The sequence below is a fragment of the Tabrizicola aquatica genome (assembly GCF_002900975.1).
Taxonomy (GTDB): domain Bacteria; phylum Pseudomonadota; class Alphaproteobacteria; order Rhodobacterales; family Rhodobacteraceae; genus Tabrizicola; species Tabrizicola aquatica.
Window position 1 is genome coordinate 872,671 of record NZ_PJON01000001.1, and the last position, 24,513, is coordinate 897,183.

25 protein-coding genes are annotated in these 24,513 nt (G+C 67.3%); 10 read left to right on the top strand and 15 right to left on the bottom strand.

The window, feature by feature from the left end:
• Positions 1 to 2: 2 nt before the first annotated feature.
• The 7 genes from pstC (at position 3) to CXR42_RS04290 (ending at position 6,303) form a co-directional block, all read left to right on the top strand.
• Positions 3 to 1,457, top strand: a complete 1,455-nt coding sequence (pstC, locus tag CXR42_RS04260) for a phosphate ABC transporter permease subunit PstC (RefSeq protein WP_103256236.1) — start codon at positions 3 to 5, stop codon at positions 1,455 to 1,457.
• A complete protein-coding gene (gene pstA / locus CXR42_RS04265; RefSeq protein WP_103256237.1) occupies positions 1,454 to 2,809 on the top strand; it encodes a phosphate ABC transporter permease PstA in 1,356 nt (451 codons plus the stop codon). The genes pstC and pstA overlap by 4 nt, the downstream gene beginning before the upstream one ends.
• A 52-nt stretch (positions 2,810 to 2,861) precedes the next feature.
• Entirely contained in the window at positions 2,862 to 3,617 is a 756-nt protein-coding gene (locus tag CXR42_RS04270) for a nitrilase-related carbon-nitrogen hydrolase (protein ID WP_103256238.1), read from the top strand.
• Positions 3,618 to 3,703: 86 nt separating this feature from the next.
• On the top strand, positions 3,704 to 4,126 hold the full coding sequence (locus tag CXR42_RS04275; RefSeq protein WP_103256239.1) for a RidA family protein: 423 nt from the start codon (positions 3,704 to 3,706) through the stop codon (positions 4,124 to 4,126).
• Entirely contained in the window at positions 4,123 to 4,794 is a 672-nt protein-coding gene (locus tag CXR42_RS04280; protein WP_103256240.1) for a DUF1028 domain-containing protein, read from the top strand. Before CXR42_RS04275 ends, CXR42_RS04280 begins: the two co-directional genes overlap by 4 nt.
• Before the next feature lie 4 nt (positions 4,795 to 4,798).
• Positions 4,799 to 5,092, top strand: a complete 294-nt coding sequence (locus CXR42_RS04285; RefSeq protein ID WP_146037994.1) for a hypothetical protein — start codon at positions 4,799 to 4,801, stop codon at positions 5,090 to 5,092.
• Entirely contained in the window at positions 5,089 to 6,303 is a 1,215-nt protein-coding gene (locus CXR42_RS04290; RefSeq protein WP_103256242.1) for a flavin-containing monooxygenase, read from the top strand. The genes CXR42_RS04285 and CXR42_RS04290 overlap by 4 nt, the downstream gene beginning before the upstream one ends.
• Here CXR42_RS04290 and CXR42_RS04295 read toward each other — a convergent pair.
• Both CXR42_RS04295 and CXR42_RS04300 read right to left on the bottom strand, forming a co-directional pair.
• Entirely contained in the window at positions 6,300 to 7,811 is a 1,512-nt protein-coding gene (locus CXR42_RS04295; protein WP_103257017.1) for an aldehyde dehydrogenase (NADP(+)), read from the bottom strand. The two genes, CXR42_RS04290 and CXR42_RS04295, sit on opposite strands and share 4 nt — an antisense overlap.
• A gap of 72 nt (positions 7,812 to 7,883) precedes the next feature.
• Positions 7,884 to 9,086, bottom strand: coding sequence for a pyridoxal-phosphate-dependent aminotransferase family protein (locus CXR42_RS04300; protein ID WP_103256243.1), 1,203 nt, complete (start codon positions 9,084 to 9,086; stop codon positions 7,884 to 7,886).
• Between the two features lie 205 nt (positions 9,087 to 9,291).
• On the opposite strand from CXR42_RS04300, the gene CXR42_RS04305 reads away from it, so the two are divergent.
• From CXR42_RS04305 to CXR42_RS04315, 3 genes are all read left to right on the top strand, one after another.
• Positions 9,292 to 10,962 (top strand): ABC transporter ATP-binding protein, encoded by a 1,671-nt coding sequence (locus tag CXR42_RS04305; RefSeq protein WP_245875378.1) that lies wholly within the window; start codon positions 9,292 to 9,294, stop codon positions 10,960 to 10,962.
• Positions 10,963 to 11,001: 39 nt separating this feature from the next.
• The gene (ygfZ, locus tag CXR42_RS04310; RefSeq protein WP_103256245.1) at positions 11,002 to 11,814 is read left to right on the top strand and encodes a CAF17-like 4Fe-4S cluster assembly/insertion protein YgfZ; all 813 of its coding nucleotides are present in this window, start codon (positions 11,002 to 11,004) and stop codon (positions 11,812 to 11,814) included.
• A gap of 189 nt (positions 11,815 to 12,003) precedes the next feature.
• The gene (locus CXR42_RS04315) at positions 12,004 to 12,330 is read left to right on the top strand and encodes a DUF6280 family protein (RefSeq protein WP_103256246.1); all 327 of its coding nucleotides are present in this window, start codon (positions 12,004 to 12,006) and stop codon (positions 12,328 to 12,330) included.
• Between the two features lie 70 nt (positions 12,331 to 12,400).
• Here CXR42_RS04315 and CXR42_RS04320 read toward each other — a convergent pair whose 3' ends face one another.
• The 13 genes from CXR42_RS04320 to bchY form a co-directional block, all read right to left on the bottom strand.
• Entirely contained in the window at positions 12,401 to 13,060 is a 660-nt protein-coding gene (locus CXR42_RS04320) for a hypothetical protein (RefSeq protein ID WP_103256247.1), read from the bottom strand.
• Between the two features lie 101 nt (positions 13,061 to 13,161).
• The gene (locus CXR42_RS04325; RefSeq protein ID WP_103257018.1) at positions 13,162 to 14,538 is read right to left on the bottom strand and encodes a TolC family outer membrane protein; all 1,377 of its coding nucleotides are present in this window, start codon (positions 14,536 to 14,538) and stop codon (positions 13,162 to 13,164) included.
• 93 nt (positions 14,539 to 14,631) lie between these two features.
• Positions 14,632 to 15,285, bottom strand: coding sequence for a protein-L-isoaspartate O-methyltransferase family protein (locus CXR42_RS04330; RefSeq protein ID WP_103256248.1), 654 nt, complete (start codon positions 15,283 to 15,285; stop codon positions 14,632 to 14,634).
• Between the two features lie 99 nt (positions 15,286 to 15,384).
• Complete coding sequence (locus CXR42_RS04335; RefSeq protein WP_103256249.1) at positions 15,385 to 16,341, bottom strand: hypothetical protein; 957 nt, start codon at positions 16,339 to 16,341, stop codon at positions 15,385 to 15,387.
• A 63-nt stretch (positions 16,342 to 16,404) separates the two neighbouring features.
• On the bottom strand, positions 16,405 to 18,339 hold the full coding sequence (dxs, locus tag CXR42_RS04340) for a 1-deoxy-D-xylulose-5-phosphate synthase (protein WP_103256250.1): 1,935 nt from the start codon (positions 18,337 to 18,339) through the stop codon (positions 16,405 to 16,407).
• Between the two features lie 161 nt (positions 18,340 to 18,500).
• Positions 18,501 to 18,734 carry an RC-LH1 core complex protein PufX gene (pufX, locus tag CXR42_RS04345; RefSeq protein ID WP_103256251.1) on the bottom strand — a complete coding sequence of 78 codons (234 nt, stop codon included), beginning with the start codon at positions 18,732 to 18,734 and terminating at the stop codon, positions 18,501 to 18,503.
• A 10-nt stretch (positions 18,735 to 18,744) separates the two neighbouring features.
• Positions 18,745 to 19,668, bottom strand: coding sequence for a photosynthetic reaction center subunit M (gene pufM, locus CXR42_RS04350; RefSeq protein ID WP_103256252.1), 924 nt, complete (start codon positions 19,666 to 19,668; stop codon positions 18,745 to 18,747).
• Positions 19,661 to 20,509 carry a photosynthetic reaction center subunit L gene (pufL, locus tag CXR42_RS04355; protein ID WP_103256253.1) on the bottom strand — a complete coding sequence of 283 codons (849 nt, stop codon included), beginning with the start codon at positions 20,507 to 20,509 and terminating at the stop codon, positions 19,661 to 19,663. The genes pufM and pufL overlap by 8 nt, the downstream gene beginning before the upstream one ends.
• Positions 20,510 to 20,634: 125 nt before the next feature.
• The gene (gene pufA / locus CXR42_RS04360; protein WP_103256254.1) at positions 20,635 to 20,823 is read right to left on the bottom strand and encodes a light-harvesting antenna LH1, alpha subunit; all 189 of its coding nucleotides are present in this window, start codon (positions 20,821 to 20,823) and stop codon (positions 20,635 to 20,637) included.
• A 12-nt stretch (positions 20,824 to 20,835) separates the two neighbouring features.
• On the bottom strand, positions 20,836 to 20,985 hold the full coding sequence (gene pufB / locus CXR42_RS04365) for a light-harvesting antenna LH1, beta subunit (RefSeq protein ID WP_103257019.1): 150 nt from the start codon (positions 20,983 to 20,985) through the stop codon (positions 20,836 to 20,838).
• A 242-nt stretch (positions 20,986 to 21,227) separates the two neighbouring features.
• Positions 21,228 to 21,461: a cytochrome PufQ gene (pufQ, locus tag CXR42_RS04370; protein ID WP_103256255.1), complete on the bottom strand. Its 234-nt coding sequence runs from the start codon at positions 21,459 to 21,461 to the stop codon at positions 21,228 to 21,230.
• Positions 21,454 to 22,938, bottom strand: coding sequence for a chlorophyllide a reductase subunit Z (bchZ, locus tag CXR42_RS04375; RefSeq protein ID WP_103256256.1), 1,485 nt, complete (start codon positions 22,936 to 22,938; stop codon positions 21,454 to 21,456). Before bchZ ends, pufQ begins: the two co-directional genes overlap by 8 nt.
• Positions 22,938 to 24,461, bottom strand: coding sequence for a chlorophyllide a reductase subunit Y (gene bchY, locus CXR42_RS04380; RefSeq protein WP_103256257.1), 1,524 nt, complete (start codon positions 24,459 to 24,461; stop codon positions 22,938 to 22,940). Before bchY ends, bchZ begins: the two co-directional genes overlap by 1 nt.
• Positions 24,462 to 24,513: the final 52 nt, after the last annotated feature.

Consider the following 24,513-nt stretch of genomic DNA (forward strand, 5'->3'; position numbering starts at 1 on the left):
CGATGTCCGTCCTGATGACCCTTGCCGCCGTCGCGGTCCTGGCCCTTGCCAGCTTCGTCCTGTCGCGCCAGCGCGCGCTGGCCAGTGCCGGGGGCAATCCCCGGCTTATGCATTCGCTGCCCGGCTATTACGGCTGGAACGGCGCGATTTCGGTGCTGGCCCCGGCCCTTGCCGCGCTGCTGGTCTGGCTTCTCGCCCAGCCCATGGTGATCGAGGCGCGGATCTCTGCCGCCCTGCCGGTCGGGATGGTCGCCGACCCCGCCGCCCGGGAACTTGCCATGGCCGACATCCGCCGCGTGGCCGATGGGCTGGATACCGCCGTCGCTGCTGGGGCCCTCTCGTTGGACCAGGCTGCGGCGCTGACGGCCGCCGACGCCCGCGCCACGCTGGGCGAGGTGGGTGTGGCGCTGGGGGCCGAGGTCTCGGATGCCACGCTGTCGGCAGCACGGGACTATCGCGCCACTTCCGCCTGGGGCGCGGCGCTACGCACCATTCTGGTGCTTGCGGTCGCGGTCGCGGGCCTTATCTGGGCGGTCAGTCGCAGCCACAAGGATTTCCGCGCCCGCAACAGCGTCGAGCGGGTGGTGCTTGGCCTTTTGATCGCCGCCTCGTCCATCGCGGTGCTGACCACTGTCGGCATCATCTGGTCGATGGTGTCGGAAACCTTCGACTTCTTCTCGAAATACCCCGCGAAGGACTTCTTCTTCAGCCTGACCTGGTCGCCCAACTTCCGCGGCGGGTCCGAGCTTGGCATCCTGCCGCTGATCTGGGGCACGCTTTACATCACCGTCATCTCGATGCTGGTCGCCGTGCCCATCGGCCTGTTCGCCGCGATCTACCTGGCGGAATACGCATCGCGCCGCACCCGCGCCTGGGTGAAACCGCTGATCGAGATTATCGCCGGCATCCCCACCGTCGTCTTTGGCATCTTCGCCCTGGTCACCGTCGGCCCCGCCCTGCGCGATTGGTTTGCGGAACCCCTGGGCCTTGGCAACTCCGGCTCCTCGGTGATGACCGCAGGGATCGTGATCGGCATCCTGAACATCCCCTTCATCTCGTCCCTGTCCGACGACATCATCAACGCCGTGCCGCAATCCCTGCGCGACGGCAGCTATGGCCTTGGCGCCACCCGGTCCGAGACGGTGAAGCAGGTGATCCTGCCTGCCGCCCTGCCCGGCATCGTCGGCGCGATCCTGATGGCCGCCTCCCGCGCCATCGGCGAGACGATGATCGTCGTCATGGGCGCCGGTGCCGCCGCCAAGCTTAGCCTGAACCCGTTCGAGGCGATGACCACGATGACCGTCAAGATCGTCGGCCAGCTCACCGGCGACACCGACTTCGCCTCGCCCGAGACGCTGGTCGCCTTCGCGCTTGGCATGACGCTCTTCGTCATCACCCTTTGCCTGAACATCTTCGCCCTGTGGATCGTCCGCAAATATCGCGAGCAGTACGAATGACCGACCTTTCCGCCGCCGCCCCCGCCCTGCCCGCACCGCGCCAGAAACCCTCGCTTCTGGCCCCCTCCGCCCGCATGCGCCGCCGCAATGCCGCCGAGGCGCGCTTTCGCCTCTATGGCCTGGCCGCCATCGCCTTGGCGCTGGCGACGCTGGCGATCATGCTTTTCACCATCCTGCGTGACGGTGTGTCGTCCTTCACCCAGGCCAGCCTCTCCTTCCCGGTCGAGCTGTCGGCCGAAACCCTGGACCCCAAGGGCAACCGCAACCCCGCCGAATTGTCCAAGGTCACCACCATCGGCTACGGCAAGGTCCTCACCGCCGCCCTTCTGGCCGAGGTCGAGCGTCGCGGCATCGCCACCGACCTGTCCGACAAGGACATCAGCGCGCTCATCTCCAAGGACGCGCCCGGCACATTGCGCGCCCAGGTCCTGGCCGACCCCACGCTGATCGGCACCACCATCGACGCCACCGTTTTCGCCGCCGGCCGCATCGACGGCTTCCTCAAGGGCCGCGTGACACTGGAATCGGCCGAGCGTGACAGCAACATCAGCCCGGAACAGCTGCGCCTTGCCCAGCAACTGGTGGACGCCGGGATGCTGACCTCGGCCTTCAACTGGTCCTTCCTGACCAACCCCGACGCCTCCGACCAACGCCCCGAGGCGGCGGGCCTGGGCGTGGCCATCCTCGGCTCGCTTTACATGATGGTCCTGGTCCTGATCCTCTGCGTCCCCGTCGGCATCGCCGCCAGCATCTATCTTGAGGAATTCGCCCCCAAGAACCGCTGGACCGATGCGATCGAGGTCAACATCTCCAACCTCGCCGCCGTGCCCTCGATCGTGTTCGGCATCCTGGGCCTGGCGATCTTCATCAACTTCGCCGGCCTGCCGCAATCGTCCTCGGTCGTCGGCGCGCTGGTCCTGTCGCTGATGACTCTGCCCACGATCATCATCGCCACCCGCGCCGCGATCCGGGCGGTGCCACCCTCGATCCGTGACGCCGCCCTTGGCGTCGGCGCCTCCAAGATGCAGACCGTGTTCCACCACGTCCTGCCGCTGGCGATGCCCGGCATCCTGACCGGCACGATCCTGGGCCTTGCCTCGGCGCTGGGGGAAACCGCGCCGCTCCTCCTGATCGGCATGGTCGCCTTCGTCGACAACTACCCCTCCCTGCCGCCCGAAGGCATCCTTGACCCCGCCACCGCCCTGCCGGTGCAGGTCTATTCCTGGGCCAGCCGCTCGGACCCGGCCTTCATCGAACGCTCGAACGGCGCGATCATCGTGCTTCTGGTGTTCCTTGTGGTGATGAACGTCGCCGCGATCCTGCTGCGCCGCCGCTTCGAACGCCGCTGGTGACCCCGCCCCGCGTCCGGGCTAGACTGGCCCGGAACCGCGGACAGGAGCCGTCATGCGCCTCGCCCTCTGGCAGGGACATTCTCCCGCAGCCGACCTTGACCTGGCCTGCGCCCAGGCCGAAGCCGCCCTTGCCGCCGCCGGTGCCCTGGGCGCCACCGCCCTGGTCCTGCCCGAGCTTTGGTTGCCCGGCTACAACCGACCCGACCTGCCCGCCCATGCGCTGACCCGCGACAGCGCCCCCCTGCGCCGCCTGGCCGCCGCCGCCCGCACCCACCGCACCGCCCTGATCCTTGGCTACGCAGAACGCGACGGCGACCGCCTTTTCAATTCCGCCGCCTGCTTCGGACCGGACGGCGCTCTCCTTGCCAACTATCGCAAGGTCCAGCTTTACGGCCCGCGCGAAGCCGCCCTTTTCACCCCCGGCGACCGGCTGGAGACCTTTGCGCTGAACGGCGAAACCGCTGCAATCCTGATATGTTACGACATAGAGTTCGCACCGCATGTGAAGTCTCTCGCCGACCGGGGCGTCACCGTGATCCTGGTCCCGACCGCCAACATGCAGCCCTTCACCCATGTCGCCCGCCACACCGTCCCCGCCATGGCGGCCAACCACGGGGTTGCCATCGTTTATACCAACTATTGCGGGACCGAGGGCGACCTGACCTATACCGGACAGTCGCTCATCGCCGGCCCGCATGGCGAGGTGTTGGCCCAGGCCGGTGACACCCCCGCCCTCCTCATCGCCGACCTGCCGCCCCGCGATCCTGCCCGGATTTCCACCCAAGCGGCCGATCTTCGCCACCTCTGACCGAAATCGCCGGGTCCATGTCGTAACCAAGCTTCCCCGAAACCCTGGATTGGGGCAGGCTTGATCAAACCGATGCCGAGGCCCCGATGACCCATTTCCGCCACCGCAAGTTCAACACCCGCGACACCTATCCCGAACAGAAGCTGGACAATGACCTGGCCCAGGCCGTCGTCGCCCGGGGCCGGATCGTGTTTCTGCGCGGCCAGTGCCCGCAGGATCTGGAGACGGCCAAGGACATTGGCAGCCATGACCCGGTCGAACAGACCCACAAGGTGATGCAGAACATCCGCCAACTGCTTGAAGAGGTTGGCGGAAACATGACCCACCTGTGCAAGGTCGTGGTCTACCTGACCGATGTCCGCCACCGTGAGGCGGTTTATCGGACCATGGGCGAATATATCAAGGGCGTGCATCCGGTCTCGACCGGGGTGGTGGTGACCGCGCTCGCCCGCCCCTCCTGGCTGGTGGAAATCGACGGGACCGCCGTGATCCCGGATGACGGGCCATGACCTTCTCGCTTGTCGCCCGCTGCGCTGCGACTGGCCAGTTCGGGATGGCCATCTCGTCGTCTTCGCCCGCCGTTGCCGCGCGCTGCGTGCATCTGCGGCCGGGCGTTGGGGCCGTGGCCAGCCAGAACGTCACCGACCCGGCGCTGGGGCCGCTGGTGCTGGACCGGCTGGAAACTGGCCTGACCGCGATGCAGGCGCTGGCCTCGGTGACCGAGCGGCAGGCGCATATCGACTATCGCCAGCTTCTGGTGGTGGACACGCAAGGCCGGACCGCGGTGCATTCCGGCCGCCAGGTCCTTGGCCTCTGGGGCGAGGCGCAGGGTCTGGCCTGCGCGGCGGGCGGCAACCTTCTGGCCGATCCGCATGTTCCCGCCGCGATGGTCGCCGCGTTCGAGGCCGCGTCCGGGCCTTTGGGCGAGCGGCTGATGCAGGCATTGGAGGCCGGGCTTGCCGCCGGGGGCGAGGCTGGCCCGGTCCATTCCGCAGGGCTGAAGGTGGTGGACCGGCTGGCCTGGCCGATCATCGACCTGCGCATCGACTGGGCCGATCACCCCGTGGCCATGCTGCGCAGCGCCTGGGCGGTCTATGCGCCACAGATGCCGGCCTATATCCAGCGCGCGCTTGATCCGACACAGGCGCCCTCCTACGGCGTGCCGGGCGATGAATAGGCCGATGGCGCGGATCAAGAAACCCCTAATGCCCACGCGCAAGGTGTTGATATTTTTCGATTCTCAGGATTTGTTCGCACCGCGCGGCGCCTGGGCGGGCTATGCGCCGGAGATGCCGGTCGATATCCGGGTGCGCTTGATCCGATACAGGCGCCCTCCTACGGCGTGCCGGGCGATGAACGGGCCGATGGCGCGGGTTAAGAAACCCCTAACGACCACGAGCAAGCCGTTGTTATTTCTCGATTCTCAGGATTTGTCCACCGTGGACACCCAAACCCGCAGGCCCGCCCGACCATGACCGAAACCACCCACACCCTTGTCATCGGCGGCGGTCAGGCCGGGGTCGCGACCTCGGCCCACCTGCAGAAACAGGGCATCCCCCACCTCGTCCTGGAACGCGCTCGCATCGCCGAAAGGTGGCGGTCCGAGCGGTGGGACAGCCTGGTCGCGAACGGCCCCGCCTGGCACGACCGCTTCCCCGAGGCCGAGTTCCAGGGGCTCTCCCCCGACGCCTTCGCCCCGAAAGACGCCGTCGCCGCCTACTTCGAAACCTTCGTCCGAACCCGCGACCTGCCGATCCGGACAGGGGTGGAGGTCACGCGGCTGGAACGGACCGAGGCAGGCTTCCGCGCCACCACCCCCAAGGGCGTGATCGCGGCGCGGAACGTCGTCGTTGCCACCGGCCCGTTCCAGACCCCGGTGATCCCGACCGTCGTCACCGACCCCGCCATCACCCAGCTTCACTCCAGCAGCTACCGCAACCCCGCCCAACTGCCCGAAGGTGCCGTGCTGGTTGTCGGCGCCGGCTCATCCGGCGCGCAGATCGCCGAGGAACTGGCCCGCGCCGGCCACCGCGTCCACCTGTCCATCGGCCCCCACGACCGCCCACCCCGCCGCTATCGGGGGCAGGATTTTGTCTGGTGGCTGGGCAAACTGGGCAAGTGGGACGTGAAAACCCCGTCGCCGGGGACCGAACACGTCACCATCGCCGTCTCGGGCGCGTATGGCGGGCAGACGATGGACTTCCGCCGCCTTGCCGCGCTGGGGGTGACGCTCTTGGGTCGGGCGGGAAGCTACCGGGACGGCCGCCTTCACTTTGCCGACGACCTTGCCCGCAACATCGAGGCCGGGGATCGCAACTACCTCTCGGTCCTGGACGAGGCCGACGCCTATGCCGCGGCCCAGGGACTGGACCTGCCCGCAGAGCCGGAGGCGCGGCAGTTCCTGCCCCTTCCTCCGTCCGTGACCCAGCCGATCCTGTCGCTGGACCTGGCAGCGGAGGGCATCTCCACCATCCTCTGGGCCACCGGCTTCCGCCTGGATTTCGGCTGGATCGACCTTGACATCTTCCGCGACGATGGCCGCCCCCGCCATCAGGACGGGGTCAGCGAGGTGCCGGGCCTCTACTTCGTCGGCCTGCCGTGGCTGTCCTGCCGGGGCTCGGCCTTCATCTGGGGTGCCTGGCGCGATGCGGAACGGCTGGCCGCCCACATCGCGGGCCGAGGTTAGCGCAGGTCCTCGGGCAAAAGGTCCAGCGGCAGGTTCTGGAAGCTGACCGGACGCAGGAAGCGGCGGATCGACATCGTGCCGACGCTGGTCGCGCCAAAGTTGGTCGAGGCCGGGTAAGGCCCGCCGTGGACCATCGCGTCGCTGACCTCCACCCCGGTCGGGTAGCCGTTGACGATCACCCGGCCCGCCTTCCGCTCCAGGATCGGCAGCAGCTTGCGGGCGGTGGGCTTGTCGGCCTCGTCCAGATGCAGGGTCGTGGTCAACTGGCCCTGCAGGCTGCGGGCGATGGCCAGCATCTCGTCCTCACCCGTGACGGTCACGATCAGGCCGAGGGGACCGAACACCTCTTCCGCCAGGGCATGGTTGGCCAGCCAGTCGGCGGCGGTGATCTGGAAAAGCTGCGGCAGGGCGTTGCGGCGGTCGCAGACCTGCGTGAGCAGGCTTTGCACCCCCGGCGCACCCGCCATCTGTTCGGTGCCGCGGGAATAGGCCCCGGCGATCCCTTCGGTCAGCATGACCTGCGAGCCGACGGCGCGCAGGGCGTCCAGCGTTGCCTGGGCCAGCGCGTCGGCCTGGTCCTGGCGCACCACGGCGATGCCGGGATTGGTGCAGAACTGGCCCGCCCCCAGCGTCAGGGAGCCCGACCAGCCCTTGGCAATCGCCTCGCCCCGCGCGGCCATGGCGGCCGGGAGCAGGAACATCGGGTTGACGCTGCCCAACTCACCGAAGAACGGGATCGGCTCGGGGCGTTGGGCGCAGAGGTCGAACAGCGCGCGACCACCGGCAAGGCTGCCGGTGAAGCCCACCGCCTTGATCAGCGGATGCTGCACCACGGCCGCGCCAACCTTGCGGTCGCCGCCCTGGATCAGGCTGAACACGCCGGGATGCAGGTCCAGCGCCTTGATGGCCGCAAGGACGGCCTCGGCCACGATCTCGGCGGTGCCGGGATGGGCGGAGTGGCCCTTGACCACGACCGGGCAGCCGGCGGCCAAGGCGGCGGCGGTGTCGCCCCCGGCGGTCGAGAAGGCCAAGGGGAAGTTCGAGGCGCCAAACACCGCGACCGGGCCGACCGGGCGCTGGATCAGGCGGATTTCCGGGCGGGGGGCCGGCTGGCGGTCGGGCAGCGCCGGATCGGTGCGGCGGTCAAGGTAGTCGCCCTTGCGGATGTGGCTTGCGAAAAGCCGCAGTTGCATGGTGGTGCGGCCGCGCTCACCCTCCAGCCGGGCGGTGGGCAGGCCGGTTTCTTGCGTGCCGATCAGTGTGATGTCGGCCCCGCGCGCCTCGATCTCGTCGGCGATGCGGTCCAGGAAGGCGGCGCGGGTCTCGCGGCTGGTATAGGCGTAGGTCCAGAACGCCTCTTCGGCGGCGCGGGCAGCCTGGTCGACCAGCGCGGGCGTGCCGACCGAGAACTGGTGCACCGGGCCGGACGCCGGCTCGGACGGAAAGGTGTCGGGGGTGTTCACCCAGGTTCCGGCGATCAGATGCGCGCCATGCGGGGTCCAGGTCATGTTCGGTCCTTTTCGTTCCGGCGGGCCGATCTTCACATCCAAGGTGAAGACTTCAGCGCACCGCTTTGCTTTTCATACGTTTCTTGCGATGACCTGAGCCGCTGCGGCCAGCGCACCGTCACCATGCGGGATGTCCAGTGCGGTCAGCCCCGCCTCCATCACCGCAAGGGCACCCAGGGTCATGTGGGCGTTCACATGGCCCATATGAGCGACGCGCAGGAAGCCATGATAGGCCGGGTCGGTCGAGGGCGCCATGCCAAGCCCGATGCCAAGCGTGACGCCGGCCTTCTTTTCGCACCAGTCGCGCAGGCGGGTGGCGTGCGGCGCGCCGAAACGGGCGGCGGTGACCGACCAGCCGCGATCGCCGGGGTTCGCCACGTTCATCCCGATCTGAGGGTTGCCCTGGCCCCAGGCGTCGAAGGCGGCCCACACCGCGCTGGCCAGGGTGTGGTGCCGCTTCCAGACCTGGGGCATCCCCTCTTCGCGCAGCATGTCCAGGGCCTCGCGCAGGCCGTAAAGGTGGCTGGTGGGCGCGGTGCCGTCCCACATCTGCCAGAACTCCTCGGGCTCGGCCCGCGGGCCCCAGGCCCAGTAGGGCGTCGCCAGGTCCGAGGGACCGCACCGCTGGCGGGCGGCTTCCGAGAACCAGACGAAGGCCAGACCGGGTGGCGTCATCAGCCCCTTCTGGCAGGCCGCGACCATCACGTCGACGCCCCAGTCGTCCATGCGAAACTCGTCACAGCCCAGCGAGGCGATGCAGTCCACCGCCAGCAGCGCCGGGTGGCCGGCCGCATCCATCGAGGCTCGCAGGGCCGGGATGTCGGTCTTGATCGAACTGGCGGTATCGACATGCGTGGTCAGGACCGCCTTGATCCTGTGGCCGCTGTCGGCGCGCAGAGCTTCTTCGACCCGGGTGAAATCGACCGGCGCGGATTTGCCGAAGTCCAGGACCTCGACCACGATCCCCATGGCGCGGGCGGAATTGGCCCAAGACAGGCCGAACTGACCCACCGCCAGCACCAGCGCCTTGTCGCCGCGGTTGAACAGGTTGGCATTCGCCGCCTCCCATCCCGCATGGCCGTTGCCGATATACATCGCCACATGCCCGGTGGTCCCGGCGACCATGCGCAGGTCGGGCCACAGGCTGGCGACCATCTCGATCAGGGGGCCTTCATAGATGTTGGGCGAGCCCTGGTGCATCGCGCGCAGCACCCGGTCAGGGATGACCGAGGGGCCGGGAATGGCCAGATAGGGGCGGCCGTTGGCAAGGCTCATGCGTCTCTCCATCGCTTCACCGCCATGGCTAGGCCGGGGCGCGCCCAGCGTCAACCGGCGCAGCTTGAGAGCGGGGCGCTTTCCCGGTAAACCCCGGCCTGACTGTCCGAAAGGCCCCCAGCCCGTGCCGACCGACCGCGCCTATACTTCCCGTTCCCTGTTCGCCCGGTTCTGGCGCGGCTATCTGCGTCCGCATCTGGGGTTGATGGGGCTGGCCTTCTTGATGATGGTGATCGAGGGGTCCACGCTGGGTCTGCTCAGCTACATGATCGAGCCGCTGTTCGACCAGGTCTTCACTCCCGGCGGCAGCGGGGCGCTGCTGTGGGTGGGCGGGGCGATCCTGGCACTGTTCGTGCTGCGCGCCGCGACCTCACTTCTGGGGCGCTGGCTTCTGGCGCAGGTGAACCAGACCAGTGCGGGCGAGATGCAGGTGGACCTGCTTGGCCATCTGCTGACGCTGGATGCGGGGTTCTTTGCCGCGAACTCGCCCGGCAAGCTGATCGAGCGGGTGCAGGGCGACACCATGGCCGTGCAAGGTGCGGCCACCATGCTGGTGGGTGGCATCGGCCGCGACGTGGTGGCGCTGGTCGGGTTGTTCACCGTGGCGATCATGATCGACCCGCTGTGGACCCTGGCCGCGCTGGTCGGCGCGCCGCTGCTGATCCTGCCCGCGATCGTGCTGCGCCGCTACCTGCGCCGCAAGGCGATGCACACGCGCGAGCAGGCCGGCCTGCGCGCCACCCGGCTGGACGAGATCTTTCACGGCATCCAGGCGGTCAAGCTGAACCGGATGGAGGGCTACCAGACCTCGCGCTTCCAGCGGATCGTGCAGACCATCGTCCGGGCCGAGGTCAAGACCGTGGTCGGTCGCACCGCCATGCCGGCTCTGGTCGACGTGATCACCGGCCTTGGCTTTTTCGCCGTCCTCATGCTGGGTGGCAGCGAAGTTGCGGCGGGCGAGCGGACGACGGGCGAGTTCATGTCCTTTTTCACCGCCATGGCGCTGACCTTTCAGCCGATCCGCCGGCTGGGCGATCTTGCCGGCCAGTGGCAGGTGGCAGAGGCAAGCCTTGAGCGGATTTTCGAGCTTTTCGACACCCTGCCCTCGGGCAGCCGTCCGGCCGTCAGCCGCGCCTGCCCGGCCCCTGGCGCCCCGGAGATCCGGTTCGAGGCGGTCAGTTTCACCTATCCCGACCGTCCGGTCCTGAAGGCGCTGACCTTCACGGCCGAGGCCGGAAAGGTCACCGCCCTGGTCGGACCCTCGGGCGCGGGGAAGTCCACCGTCTTTCAACTGATCAGCGCGCTGATCGAGCCGCAGGATGGCCGCATTCTGATCGGCGGTGTCGATGTGCAGGACCTCAGCCTGTCGGACCAGCGGGCATTGCTGGCCTCGGTCACCCAGGACGCGGCGCTGTTTGACGAGACCCTGCGCGAGAACCTGCTTCTGGGTCGCGCCGATGTCCCGCAGGCCCGCCTGACCGCCGCCCTGACCGATGCCGAGGTTGCCGGGTTTGCCGCGACCCTGCCCCAGGGGTTGGAGACGCCGGCGGGACCGCGCGGCTCGCTGCTGTCGGGCGGCCAGCGCCAGCGGATCGCAATCGCGCGTGCGCTGCTGGCCGAGGCCCCGGTGCTGCTGCTGGACGAGGCGACCTCGGCGCTGGATACCCGGACCGAGGCCGCCGTTTCGGCCGCACTGGCCCGGGCGCAGGCGGGGCGGACCACGCTGGTGATCGCGCATCGGCTCTCGACGGTGAAGGGCGCGGACAAGATCCTGGTCCTGGATCAGGGTCGCCTGATCGAGGAAGGCACCCATGACAGCCTGATGGCCAAGGGCGGGGCCTATGCGCAGCTGCACCGGGCGCAATTGCGCGACTGACCCTTTCCCCTTGGCATCGGCCTGCCTATCTTGCCACACATGATAGATCCGCTTCTGGGCGAAGCCGCCCCCGACCGCACCGTCTGGACCTTGACCGGCAAGGATGCCCTTGGTTTCCTGCAGGGCCTTGTGTCGAACGACCTGCGCCCGCTGGAACAGGGGCCCGGCCTGATCTGGGCGGCGCTGCTGACCCCGCAGGGCAAGTATCTGGCGGACTTCTTCGTGGCGCGCCTTGGCGACGGCCTGCTGCATCTGGACATCGCGACACCTTTGGCCGCCGACACGCTGCGGCGGCTGACGCTGTACCGGCTGCGCGCCGATGTGCAGATCGCGCCCACGTCGCTGCATGTCCTGCGCGGCCTTGGTCCCGCACCGACCGGCGCCCTGCCCGACCCGCGCCACCCGGCGCTTGGCTGGCGGGCCTTCAGCGCCACGCCGGGCCAGGCGCCCCGCATCGACTGGGACGCGATCCGTGTCGAGCATGAGATCCCGGAAAGCGGGGTCGAGCTGATCCCCGACGACAGCTATATCCTGGAACACGGGTTCGAGCGGCTGCATGGCGTGGACTTCCGCAAGGGCTGCTATGTCGGGCAGGAAGTCACCGCCCGGATGAAGCACAAGACCGAGCTGCGGAAGGGCCTGGTTCGCGTCAAGGTTGAGGGCACCGCGCCGGTCGGGACCGAGATTCTGGCGGCGGGCAAGCCAGCCGGGCGCCTATTCACCCAATCGAGCGGCCGGGGGCTTGCCTACCTGCGCTTCGACCGCGCCGAGGCCGAGCTTCGGGCGGGCCAGGCACAGGTGCGCCCCGATCAAGCGCCCGGGGCCGAGAGAAAATCTTTACCAAAAGGTTGAAATATCCAGCGCGCTTACCAAATCTCGGCGTTAACCCCCAGGGTTAACGACTAAATGATGAGGGAAGGGTTCCAAAGCTATGCGCTGAACGCATAGCAGTTATTCCAAACCGGAAACCCCGAATCGCTGTTAAATCGTTACAACCCCGGGACGCTGAGGAAATACAAGAGCAAGAAAAAAGGAAAGCCGATGCTCGATACAATCGACAGCACCGCCTTCAACTTCGAGCAAGGTCAGCGCGCGCGCAAGCTTTTCGCGGCGGTTGTGCTTGCTGCGCTGGATGATGCCATCGCGGATGACAAGAAATACGGCAACGGGCCGGACCAGATCGCCCGCTGGGCGCGGTCGCGCGACGGGCGTGAGGTGCTGTCCTGCGCCGGGATCGACCCGAACGAGCGGGTGGTGAAGGGCCTGATGGAATTCGTCGCCAAGGGCGTGCGGACCAGCGTCGCCCTGTCGCGCGAGGAATCCGAGCGTCGCCATGCCCTGGAAGCCGAACAGGCCGAAGCCGCCTGATCCTTTCCCTGACCGGAAGGCCGAACGCGCCCCACCGGGGCGCGTTGTCGTTTGTGGATCGGGGTGGCGCCTAGTCCAGGGCGCGGGCGGCCAAGGCGCGATTGACCTCGGCCCGGACCAGCTTGCGCACGTTGCGGGTGATGCGTTCGCCAAGGCTGCCCTGCAACTCTTGCCGGACCAGGTCGCGCACCAGGCTGTGCAGCTCTGCCTCGTCCATCACCCGGATCGACTCGTCCTCAAGCATCGCCGCGGACAACACGTCGGCCACGTCGATGTCGTCGTCCTCATGCTCGGCAGCCGAAGCGGCAGCGTCCACCGGCGCTGCAGCCCGCGGAAACGGGACCACGGGGGCGGCTTCGACGGGTTCCGGCGCTTCGAACCAGCCATCCTCGGCCTCGGGCCACATCCGGGCTTCGATAACCGGATCCTCGACCAGTTCCGCCTCTTCGGCGGTGAGCGCAAGCTCCGCCAGCGGGGCCTCGGGGGCGCCCCAAAGCGGCTCTTCCACCCATTCCGCCTCGGCGGCAGAAGCGTCCAGGTCGGCACGATCTGCGCCGGTCAGAATCAGGGGCTTAATGGCCTCCGCCTCGGGGACCACCCGCAGCGACGGGGTCAGCAACAGCTTGTCGGGCGCAGGTTTGGCGGCACGGGGGCGCTGGTCGGTCGACACCAGCCGCCGGACTGAGGAAACGACATCCTCGATCTCGTTCGAAGTCAGCGATCCTGGCATTTTGGCCTTCCGTTCGACCCACTCGAACTCCCCGGCGGCAAGCCTACTCTGGCAAACCCCTGCCGGGCAACAGTTTTCGCAGATCGAAGCGCGAGAGCCGCCTAGTCGCCGATCTTTTCCAGGATCCGGTCCAGCTTCTTGCCCTGCGCCGAGTGCGAGGGCGCGCGCTCGACCGATTTGTAATAGGCTTCGGGATCATAGGTAGGGATGCCCAGTTGCAGATGGTCCACGGTCAACAGGCCCATGGTCGCCAGCAGCTGATAGACCACGACATAGCGCTGCGCCTCGGCTTGCAGGCGGGCGTTGCGGGCATCGAGCAGTTCCTGCTCGGCGTCCAGCACGTCCAGCGTAGTGCGCGCGCCCAGCTGTGCCTCTTCGCGCACGCCGTCGAACGCGGTCTGCGCGGCACGGATCTGGCGGTCGGATGCCTCGATCGAGGCATTGGAGACCAGAAGGCCCGCCCAGGCCACGCCAACCGATTCCAGCACGTTGACCACCGTCTGCTGCAGTCCGGCCCGCGCCCGGTCGTCGCCCGAGATCGCCTGGCGCAGCAGCGCGGCCAGCCGGCCACCGGCGTACAGGGTCTGGTTCATATTCAGCCCGAAGCTGACCGAATCCTGACCGTCGTTGTCCGTCTCCAGCGTGATGCCTGCGCCCAGCGTCGGCTTCATCCCGGCGCGGGCCAGATCGACCTGCAGCCCGGCGATGGTCACCAGATGCTGCGACTGCCGGATCAGCGGATGGGTAGAACGGGCGACCGACTGCGCCTCTTCCAGGGTCCGCGGCAAAGCGGGTGCCTTGGGCAGCGGTGCAAGGTTTCCAGGATAGGCCCCGGTTGCGGCCTTGTAGGCTTCGCGCGCAACCATAAGATCGCCCTCGGCCGCCGCCAGGGCCGACCGCGAGGCGGCAAGCCGCGCCTCGGCGATGGCGACATCGGTGCGGGTAACCTCGCCCACGTCGAACCGGTCCTGCGCGGCGCGCAGTTCCTGGGTGATGAGCCGCAGGTTCGACTGGCGCAACGCCACGACCTCTTGCGCCAGACGCACGTCGACATAGGCGCTGACGGCGGAAAGCAGGACCTCTTGCTCGACCTGAACCAGGGCCTGGCGGGTGGCAAGCACGCTTTCCCGCGCGATCGAGATCCCGAACTGGCGACGGCCAAAGTCCAGCAACAGCAGCTCGGCCGACAGCGACAACGAGGCGCTGGTGCCTTCAACGGTGGTGCGGCCGGCCGGGGTGGCGGCATCAGCCGTCCGACGCCAGCCCGCCGAAGCGGTGTACGAGATCACCGGCCGCAGCGCCGAGACGGCGACAGCCACATCCTCGTCCGCCGCGCGCAGGACGGCGCGGTTCTGGTCCAGCAGGTTGGAGTTGCGGTAGGCGGCAATCAGCGCGTCGGTCAGCGTCTCGGCCTGCAGCGTTGCGGGAAGGCCAAGCGCCGCGACCGCGACCACCATTGCACGAATCCAGGTCCGCATGACTTCCGCCTTTCTTGCGAACGGCCCAGGCCGCCCGCTGTGTTGCATGATCACCGGACGGGCAGAGGCCCGCGCCGGAAGGCCGCCTTCGGCCTAGAGTACAAAGCCCCGCGCGCGGGTAAAGCCGTCCAGCACTGGGGCTGCCGCGTTGAACGCCGGGCGCCAGGACACCACGCCGTCGGCCATGATCCCGACCTTGGCCACGCCCAGCGGGCCGTCCATGAAGATCGCGCCAATCCGGCCGCCGTCCTTCAACTGTCCCAGGATCGCCTCGGGCACCTGCTCGACGCCGCCCTGGATGGTGATCACGTCATAGGGCGCATGGCGCGCGGCCCCCGTTTCCAGCGGCCCGGCGACCAGGATCGCATTGTCCACGCCCTGCTCGGACAACAGACGCTCGGCATCAGCGGCCATGGCATCGTCCGCTTCGACCGCGACCACCGTCTGCGCCAGCCGCGCCAGCACGGCGGCCGAGTAGCCAAGCCCGCAGCCCAGGTCCAGCACCATCTCGTCCGGCTGGATATCCAGCGCGTCCAGCAGCTTGGCCAGCGTCCGCGGCTCCAGCATCACGCGGCCGGGGATCAGGGGCAGGTTTTCGCCCATGTAGGCAGCTTCGCGGCGGTCCGAGGGAACATAGGTTTCACGCGGGACCGAGAGCATTGCGTCGATGATCGGGAATTTGGTCACGTCCGAGGGGCGGACCTGCGTATCCACCATCATCACGCGGCGGGTGGCGAATTCGCTCATTCTGAACTCATCGGTTTGGTTGTGTCCTTGGCCAGTCTTGCCACAGAAGCCCATGGCCCGCAACGGCATTTGCCGGGATTTCCGCGGCCTGCGTCAAGGCTACACGCTGGTTTCTGCACTGCGGCGGGAAAGGGCCTGCTCGCCCAGCTTGCGGAAGCGGTCGGACACCAGGCCCAGCCGGCCGCGCCATTCCGGCTGCGGGACCTGCCCCTCGATCACCTTGAAGTAGACCTGCAGCAGGCAGGCCAGCGCAAAGGGTTCGATCAGCGCGGCCTTTGCGGCCCAGGCGAAGGCCAGGGCAAAGACGATCATCCCGGCGCTGCCCTCGCCCGGCAGCAGCCAGACCACGGCGGCGGCGGGGGCCAGCATGACCAGAAAGACCGCAGCGGACAACACCCAGGTGAACAGCGTCAGCCAGGCCGCGTTGACCAGCATGGGCCGGGCATTCTGCGCGTAAAGGACCAGCCCGTCATGCGCCGCCTCCCAGGCATTGTCCGACCGGGTTCGGATGGCCTGGGCCAGGATCACCTCGTCCACCAGCCCGACCGCCAGCCGCAGCCAGGCGCGCAGGACGGCGACCAGACGGCCCATGCCGGGCACAAAAGCCAGCGCCCCACCCATCAGCCCGGTGATGACGTTGATCACCCCTTTCACCAACTGGTCCAGCGCGAAGAGGGCCGAGGCCTGGCCGAACCGGTCGGTCACGATCTGGCGCGCATAGGCGATCTGGCCCTGCCCGCCAGGAATGGGCCTGCCGTCCAGCAATTCGACCATCACCGCAATATGGCCGGCCTTGACCAGGTACAGGACATAATCGCGCAGGAAGAAGATCACGGCGGCGGTCAGGCCAAAGCCCGCCGCCCCGCCCCAGAAGGTGCTGGTCGCCAGGAATTCGTCATCGCCGAACTGGCCGATCCCATAGCCAATGCTGGCGCCCGTGCCGGTCGTGAGGATCAGCCCGACCGCGATCCCGAAGTAGACCGCCATGCGCAAGACAAGGAACGGCGCGGTCCGTGCCATCAGCCCGAACGCCCGTGCAAGGCTGAACTCCCACATCCGGCAACTCCCACCCGATTCCGCTGGAAAAGGGTGACCTTGCGGCAGGCGAAAAATCAAGCGTCAGTTAAGCCGGGGCCGTCGCAGAGGGACCACGCCCTGCCCCAGCACCTGGTGCAGTTCCCGCAACTGGGCCGCGATCTGGTTGGCGGTCAGGCCGGCCTCTTCGTACATCTCGCGCGGGCTGGCCTGGTCGATGAAGCGGTCGGGCAGCGCCAGGGTGCGGATGCGGCGGCCGCGATCCAGGCCTCCGGTCCGGGCCAGATGCTCCAGCACCTGGGCGCCGAACCCACCGGACGCGCCTTGTTCCAGCGTCACCAGCGCGCCATGGTTGGCCAGAAGCCGGTCGATCAGCGCGCTATCCAGCGGCTTGGCAAAACGGGCGTCGGCGACGGTGACCTCGATCCCCTCACCCGCCAGCAGGTCGGCGGCGGCCAGAGCCTCGGCCAAGTGCGCGCCGAAGGACAAAAGCGCGACGCGGTCACCTTCCCGCACGATGCGGCCACGGCCAATCTCAAGCACCTCGCCACGGGCGGGCAGTTCAACGCCCACCCCCTCGCCGCGCGGATAGCGGAAGGCGATGGGACCCTGGTCATGCGCGGCCGCGGTGGCCAGCATGTGGACAAGTTCCGCCTCGTCGCCCGCGGCCATCACGGTCATGTGCGGCAGGGCGGCAAGGAAACCGATGTCGAAGGCCCCGGCATGCGTCGCGCCGTCCTGGCCCACCAGGCCCGCCCGGTCGATGGCAAAGCGCACCGGCAGGTTCTGCAGGGCCACGTCATGCACGATCTGGTCATAGCCGCGCTGCAGGAAGCTGGAGTAGATCGCGCAGAACGGCCGCATCCCGCTGGCGGCAAGCCCGGCGGCGAAGGTGACGCCGTGCTGCTCGGCGATGCCCACGTCAAAGACCCGGGCGGGAAAGCGTTTCTGCATGATGTCCAGGCCGGTGCCCCCCGGCATGGCGGCGGTGATTGCCACGATCTTGGGGTCACGAGACGCCATCTCGGTCAGCTTTTCGCCAAAGACCTGGGTATAGCTGGGCGCGTTGGACTTGGACTTGACCTGCGCCCCGGTGGCGACGTCGAACTTGGCCACGCCGTGGTACTTGTCGTCCGCGCCCTCGGCCGGGGCATAGCCCTTGCCCTTGACCGTGACGCAATGGATCAGGACCGGCCCGGTTGCCCGCGCCTTGACGGCGCGCAGCGTGGCCAGAAGCTGGGGCATGTCGTGGCCGTCGATCGGGCCGATGTAGTCAAAGCCGAACTCCTCGAACAGCGTCCCGCCACCCGGCAGGCCGGTGACCAACGACCGCGCCCGACGCGCGCCGTCGCGGACCGGGCCGGGAAGGGCTGCCTCCAACCCCTCGGCGGCGGCCTTCAGCATGGCGAAGGGGCCCTTCTCGGCGATGGCGTTCAGATAGGTGGACATGGCACCAACCGGGGGCGCGATGGACATGTCGTTGTCGTTGAGGATGACGAACAGGCGTTCCTTGAGGTGGCCGGCGTGGTTCAGCGCCTCATAGGCCATGCCGGCGGTGATCGCCCCGTCGCCGATCACGGCCACGCAGTCGCCCACCGGCATCCCCATCTTGCGCCCCATGGTAAAGCCAAGCGCGGCCGAGATCGAGGTCGAGCTATGCGCCGCGCCAAAGGGGTCGTATTCGGATTCGGACCGCTTGGTGAAGCCCGAAAGCCCCCCCTTTTGCCGCAGGGTGCCCATTCGGTCGCGGCGGCCGGTCAGGATCTTGTGCGGATAGCACTGGTGGCCCACGTCCCAGATCAGCTTGTCCATCGGCGTGTTGAACACCGCATGCAGCGCCACGGTCAGTTCGACAACCCCAAGCGAGGAGCCAAGATGCCCGCCCGTGCGGCTGACGCTCTCGACCGTGTCCTGGCGCAACTCATGCGCCAGAAGGCCAAGCTCGGCATCGGTCAGGCTTTTCAGGTCGGCAGGCCCGGCCACGCGATCCAGCGTTGGGGTTCGGCTTTCGGTGTCCATCAGCGCCTCCTAACGAAAAAAGTGCCGTGTGGTAGGTCCCACACGGCACCAGGTCCCTGTCGCCAACAGGAAGGGAACCGGGCTGTGGTTGCGCCCCGGATCCGGGCTGGCATTCGCCCGGATGGCAGTGCAGGGGGCGATCATCGCCGCCCCCCGAAGTCTTAAGCCGTCGCCGGAAGCTCGACCACCAGGGCACTTGTGTCCCAGGTGTTCGGGTCGGGCGTCTCGCGGCTTTCGGCAGGCAGCCAGGTCCCGATGACCCAGATCGCCGTCAGCACCAGGCCGAAGCCCACCACCACCAGCGCAGCCCACCCCGCCCCGCGCAGCATCTGCCCGGAGATCCAGGCGGTCAGCTGGCCGCGGCGCGACAGCGAGAAGTAGTTGTCGTCAGACATGTCTCTCTCCTCAATTCAGCGGCGCGTAGCCGTGTTCCTGGGCCCAGACGTACCAGTTGTCCACGACCGTGCCCGTCAGCAGGATCCCGATGCCGCCCGTCAGGGTGACAAGGATCGCGAACCACCAGGCCCAACGGTGGATGCCTTCCATCGTGGCGTTGAAGCCCATGGTCCAGCGCCAGAACAAGGCGGCGCGTTCCGAGGCGGTGCCACGGTCGGCGATCTGTTCCAGTTCCCGGTCGCCGCCAAAGCGGCTGACGGCCAGGATCGTCGCCCCGTGCATCGCGAACAGCAGGGCCGACCCGTAAAGGAAGACGATGCTCAGCGCGTGGAACGGATTGTAGAACAGGTTGCCGTAGGTAAGGCTGAAGTTGTTCGTCCAGTCGAGGTGGCTGAAGATGCCGTAGGGCACGGCTTCCGACCAGGATCCCATCAGGATCGGCCGGATCAGGCCCAGCACCAGGAAGAGCCAGATCGCCGAGGCGAAGGCCCAGCACACATGCTTGCCCATCCCCAGCGCCTGGGCCCGCAGATAGCTGCGCACCCACCAGGCCAGCACGCTGACCAACAGGAAAAACGAGGCGATCAGGAAGTAGCCGCCTTCCGCCATCGGCGGGAAGCGCAGGCCATAGGACGCATCCGGCGGATCCAGCGAGAACCAGAAGAGGTCGCGCAGGAACACGGCCGGGTTGTAGCCCGCCTGATCCCAGTACCACGCGCCCACCATGGTGAACCAGACGATCCCTGCAAAGAGCGAGATCACCCCCATGGTGCCCAGATAGACCGGGCCAAGCTGGGCGTTGCCGAACCAGCCTGCCAGGGTCGAGAAAGTCGCCCAGCGGGTCCGGTTGGCCAGGTCCACGCCCTCGACCATCCCCGATTCCGGGGCGCCGCGAACCTGCACCTGGTTGAAGATGTTCTGATACTCAGCCATTGACGCCTCCCGGAATGTCGGCCCACCACGGCAGCTGCAGCCACCAGTCCCACCAGACGACCCACTGGTCGAACCAGATCGTGCCCGAGATCACGATGCAGACCGCGCTCCAGAACCCGGCATTCAGCGCCAGAAGCAGGCCCAGGCGGTGAATGCCCAAGGTGCCGACGGAATAGCCGATGAAGTCGCGGAAGAAGGTGTCCTCGTGGTCCGGCGTCCGCATTTCCTTGCCCTTTTCAGGGTTGGCCGCCGACAGGATCAGCGCGCCATGCAGGGCAAGCGCGAGCGCGTTGGTGAAGAAGAAGCTCACCGCGATCATATGCGCCGGGTTGTAGTGGAAGTTGCCGTATTGATAACCGGTGTTCGACACCCAATCGAGGTGCGTCCAGATCCCGTAGGGGAAGGCGTAACCCCAAGCCCCCATGAGAACCGGCCGGATCACGACCAGGGTCAGATAGGCGAAGATCGCGACGCCAAAGGCGAAGGGCACATGGTAGCCCATCCCCAACTTGCGACAGATCTCCACCTCGCGCAGCATCCAGCTGACGAAGGCGCAGGTCGCGCACATCGTGATCAGTTGCCACAGGCCCCCCTCCGCCAAGGGCGCGAAAGACAGCCCGTATGAGACTGCCGGTGGATCAATCGAGATCAGCCAGGGGTTCCACACCCCTTCCAGGGCGGTCCCGTAGAAGATCAGGATCGTGCCAAGGGCGGCAAAGAATACGGTCGTGACGCCGAAGAACCCGACGTAGAAGGGACCTACCCAGAAGTCGAACAGGTTCCCGCCGACCAGCGTGCCGCCAGGCACGCGGTATTTTCGTTCGAAGCTGAGCACTGCCATGCTTCTCTCTCCGCTATGTCCAGGGTGCGCATCGGGCGCGGGACACGGGTCCCCGGAATGTGACGTTCCCTCGTTTTGTTGCGGGCGGCGACGGTTGACCGCCGCCCGCAACTGGGGCCGCGGCCTTACTCGGTGGCCGGTGCGACACCCTGCGCGGCAAGCGCGCGGGCCCCGGCTTCTTCAAGCCAGTTGTAGCCCGGGGTGCTGAGCAGCACGAGGTGGATCATCGCCGCGAGCAGGAACAGGAACACGCCCTGCGCGACGAAGACACGACGGGGATCGAAGATCAGCCAGATCTTGTAAAACTTGGACATTTTCTTCTCTCCTCAGAACCAAGGGCGCCAGATGAACACCAGGATATGAGCGACCACGGCAATGCCCGTGAAGAGCAAAAGCCCGCTCATATAGACGGAGTGCAGCTCTTGCGCCTGCTCGTCGGTAAGACCTGTGAAGCTCAGGTCGGTTCTATCAGCCATAGTATCCTCCGAAGGGGTTGACTGAGCCGCATACCCTGCGGCCGGGTTCACGGTTTGGCTGCATGCCTCCCCGAGTTTCTCCGCCCCCCCCATCGCCGGACGGCAGGGGGAACGGCGAATGCTGTGTCCGATGGCGCGGGCGCTCGCCCATCAGAGATATCGAGCCGCCAGGATTTTCCGGTCCCGGCGAAAGCTGCCTGGCCCACGGGGTTCCGCGGGAAAGGCAATGGGTGTTCCGGGCCTTACGGCCGGAAGATCGCCGGGGTGATGGCCCCGGCTTCGCGCCAGGCGCGGGCCAGAGGCCCATGCACCGGCAAATGGCGGTCGCGCACCAGGCCAAAGGCCCAGGCAACGGTCGCAAAGGGGATCGCGACCAGGAAGATCAGCGCGAAATAGACGTAGAACTCGACCTTCGGGGTGCGGTGGGCGTGGCTTGCGCCCTGCCCCATCCCATGGCCTGCGGTATGGTCACTCATGCGTGCCTCCCTTGATGTTCGCCGTGGGGCTGCGCCCGTCGCGCAGTCCGGCCACGTATTCCAGCACAACCCGCTCGGCCCCATGGTCGAGCGCGGCTTTCTCGGCCGCATCGCGCAGGGTGCGCGCAGCGGAAATCCTTGTCAGAACCGGGTGTTCGCTGACGATCCGGTCCAGTTCGGCCTGTGCATCCACGTCCCAGGGGAAATCGCGGCGCAGCGTCGTGGGGGTGGCGGCGGCGCTGTCCATCTCTGACCCCAGGGGCAGGATGTGGAAAAGCGCATCGAACAGGCCATTGCAGACCTCTTGCAGCAGGTAGACCGCCCCGGCATAGCCCATGAAGGGCGTGCCCGTGGCCCGGCGGATCGCAGCGCCAGGGAAACCGGCGGGGATGAACACGGGCTGCGGCCCATGGCCGGCCTTCAGCTCGGCCATGTACATCTTTTCGTTGATCGACCCCATGACGATCAGCGGGCGATGCTGTTTCAGGCTGGCGCGGACGCCTTCGTTGTTCGTCTTTTGCCCGGCCAGACGCGGCACGGCAAAGGCGCAAGGCAGGCCAAGGTCGCCTTCCAGATAGTTCCGGATGCCGCGGGTATAGGTCTCGTTCGACACGACCGCGAAACTGGCCGTGGCAAAGAAATCCTGCGTGACCGACCGCCAAAGATCCCAAAGGGGCTTCAGCGTCGAATGCTTTTCCCGGGTGATGAAGGGCTCTGGGTCCAGGCCCAGCATCTCGCCCAGGGTCCGCAGGAAGAGGGTCGTCGATTCCAGCCCGATCGGGGCTTGCAGATAGGGCTTGCCCAGGCATTCGGCCAAACCGCGGCCGAATTCGCGGTACATCACGATATTCGCGTCAGCGTTCACCAGGTTCCGCATCTCGGCCAGGTGCGCGCCAAGCGGCATCACCATGTTGACCTCGGCCCCGATCCCTTCGACCAGGCGGCGGATCTCGTGCAGGTCCGACGCCATGTTGAAGGTGCCGTACATCGGCCCCAGGATATTGACGCGCGGCTTCGCGCCGTCAGGACGTGCCGTCTCGGGCGGCATCCGGCCCTTGGTCATCCCGAACTCGGTGAAGATCCAGGTCATCGCGCGATCGGCGCATTGCCACTGGTCCTCGTCGATGGTGCGCGGCAGGAAACGCTGGATGTTGGTCCCGGCCGGGGTCACGCCCCCGCCGATCATCTCGGCAATCGACCCGGTGACCACCACCGCCGGCAGCGCCGGATCAAGCGTCTTCCAGGCCCGCGCCATCGAGGTCTCGGTGCCCGAGGACATCTCGTCCTCGCCCAGGCCGGTGACGACAATCGGCAACTCATGCGGCGGCAGCGCATCGGTGTAATGCAGCACCGATGTCACAGGCAGGTTCTCACACCCGACCGGGCCGTCGATGACGACCTGCAGGCCCTTGACCGCACAGAAGGCATAGATCGCCCCCCAGTAGCCGCCCGCCCGATCATGATCCTGCACCAGCATCAGATCATCTCCTCGGCCTTGGCAGCTTTGGCGGCCTTGTCGAGTTTCTTCTGATGGATCGCCCGGAAATCCGGCCGCAGATTGGGAGAACCTTCCCAGATGCCGGCGGTATCACCTTCGCCGACCCCTTCGAAGAAGGCCTTCATGCCCTCCATCCGGGTCTTGCCAGCGATGGCGGCGTTCACGACCTGGGCCAGGGACCCTGCCCCCGCCGGTCCCATAAGGGGCCGGGCAGAGATGAGGTTCGTGAAGTAAAGCGATGGGATTCCTTGCGCTTTCGCTGCCTGCACGACCGGAGTGGTCCCGACGGCCAGGTCAGGCTTGAAGCCCTCCATCGCCGCAAGGTCATCCTCCAGGCTGGCCCGGAACTTGACCGCGACGCCCTTGGCCTCCAGCCAGTCCCGATCCGCCGCCGACCATTCGTTGCGCGCGCAGGCGGTGCCGACATAAGGCACATCCGCGCCACTTTCGATCAGCAGGCGGGCGACGAGGAGTTCCGAGCCTTCGTAGCCGCTCAGCGTGATCCGGCCCTTGATCGGGGTTGCCGCAAGCGCCGCCTGGATCGCAGGCCCGAAAGCATTCTGTGCCGCAGCGACCTTTTCGCCAGCAATTCCATAGGCTTCGCCGATAGCCTTCAACCAGCCCATCGTGCCATCATAGCCCACGGGCGCAGAGCCCACGACCGACCGGCCTGCCGCCTGAAACTCACGGATCGCGGCGGTGTAGAAGGGATGGATCGCTGCGACCACGCCGCAATCCAGTGCCGCATAAAGCTCCCGCCACTCGCGGCACGGGACCACGGGACCGGCAGCCAGACCCATTGGCGCCAGCATCGCGCCGATCATCATCGGGTCGGCCGGGAACATCTCACCCAGAAGGGCGACCGTCGGACGGTCGGACCGGCCCCGCTCGGGCGCCTGGACCGGGCCAGCCATGATTTCTTCGCGAGCATAGCGCAGCATCGCGCCGGCCAGCACGTCCTTGGCCTCGGCATGGGTCGGCACGCCAAAGCCCGGCACGTCGATCCCGACGATGCGAACACCGTTGATCTCGCTGGGCAGCAACTTCAACGGAACACCGGAAGCCGTTGGAACGCAAAGGTTTGTCACCACGACCGCATCATAGCGGTCGGGGTCTGCAAGCTCATGCACCGCATCGCGGATGTCCTCGAAGAGCTTGCCGGTCACCAGCGTCTCCGAGTTGAAGGGAACATAACCGACTGACCGGCGGGCACCGTAGAAATGGGAAACAAAGGTCAGGCCATAGACGCAGCAGGCGCTACCTGACAGCACCGTCGCCACGCGCCGCATCCGCAGGCCGACGCGCAGGCTGCCGAAGGCCGGGCACATCGACTGCGGCTTGTCATGCGGGCCTTGCGGATAGTCGCGGGCAAAACCGTCAAGCAGCTCCGAGTTCCCCGCCGCCCGCGCCGCGGCCTGCATCTCGGTCCCGGCATGACAGCCAAGGCCGTCAGCGGGAAGCCCCGCTTCCGTCGCCTTGATCTGATGCCGAAGATCGCTCATTCTGCTTTAGCCTTGTCTTGCATGCCGTTGGCTTGCATGGATTTCTTCTTAC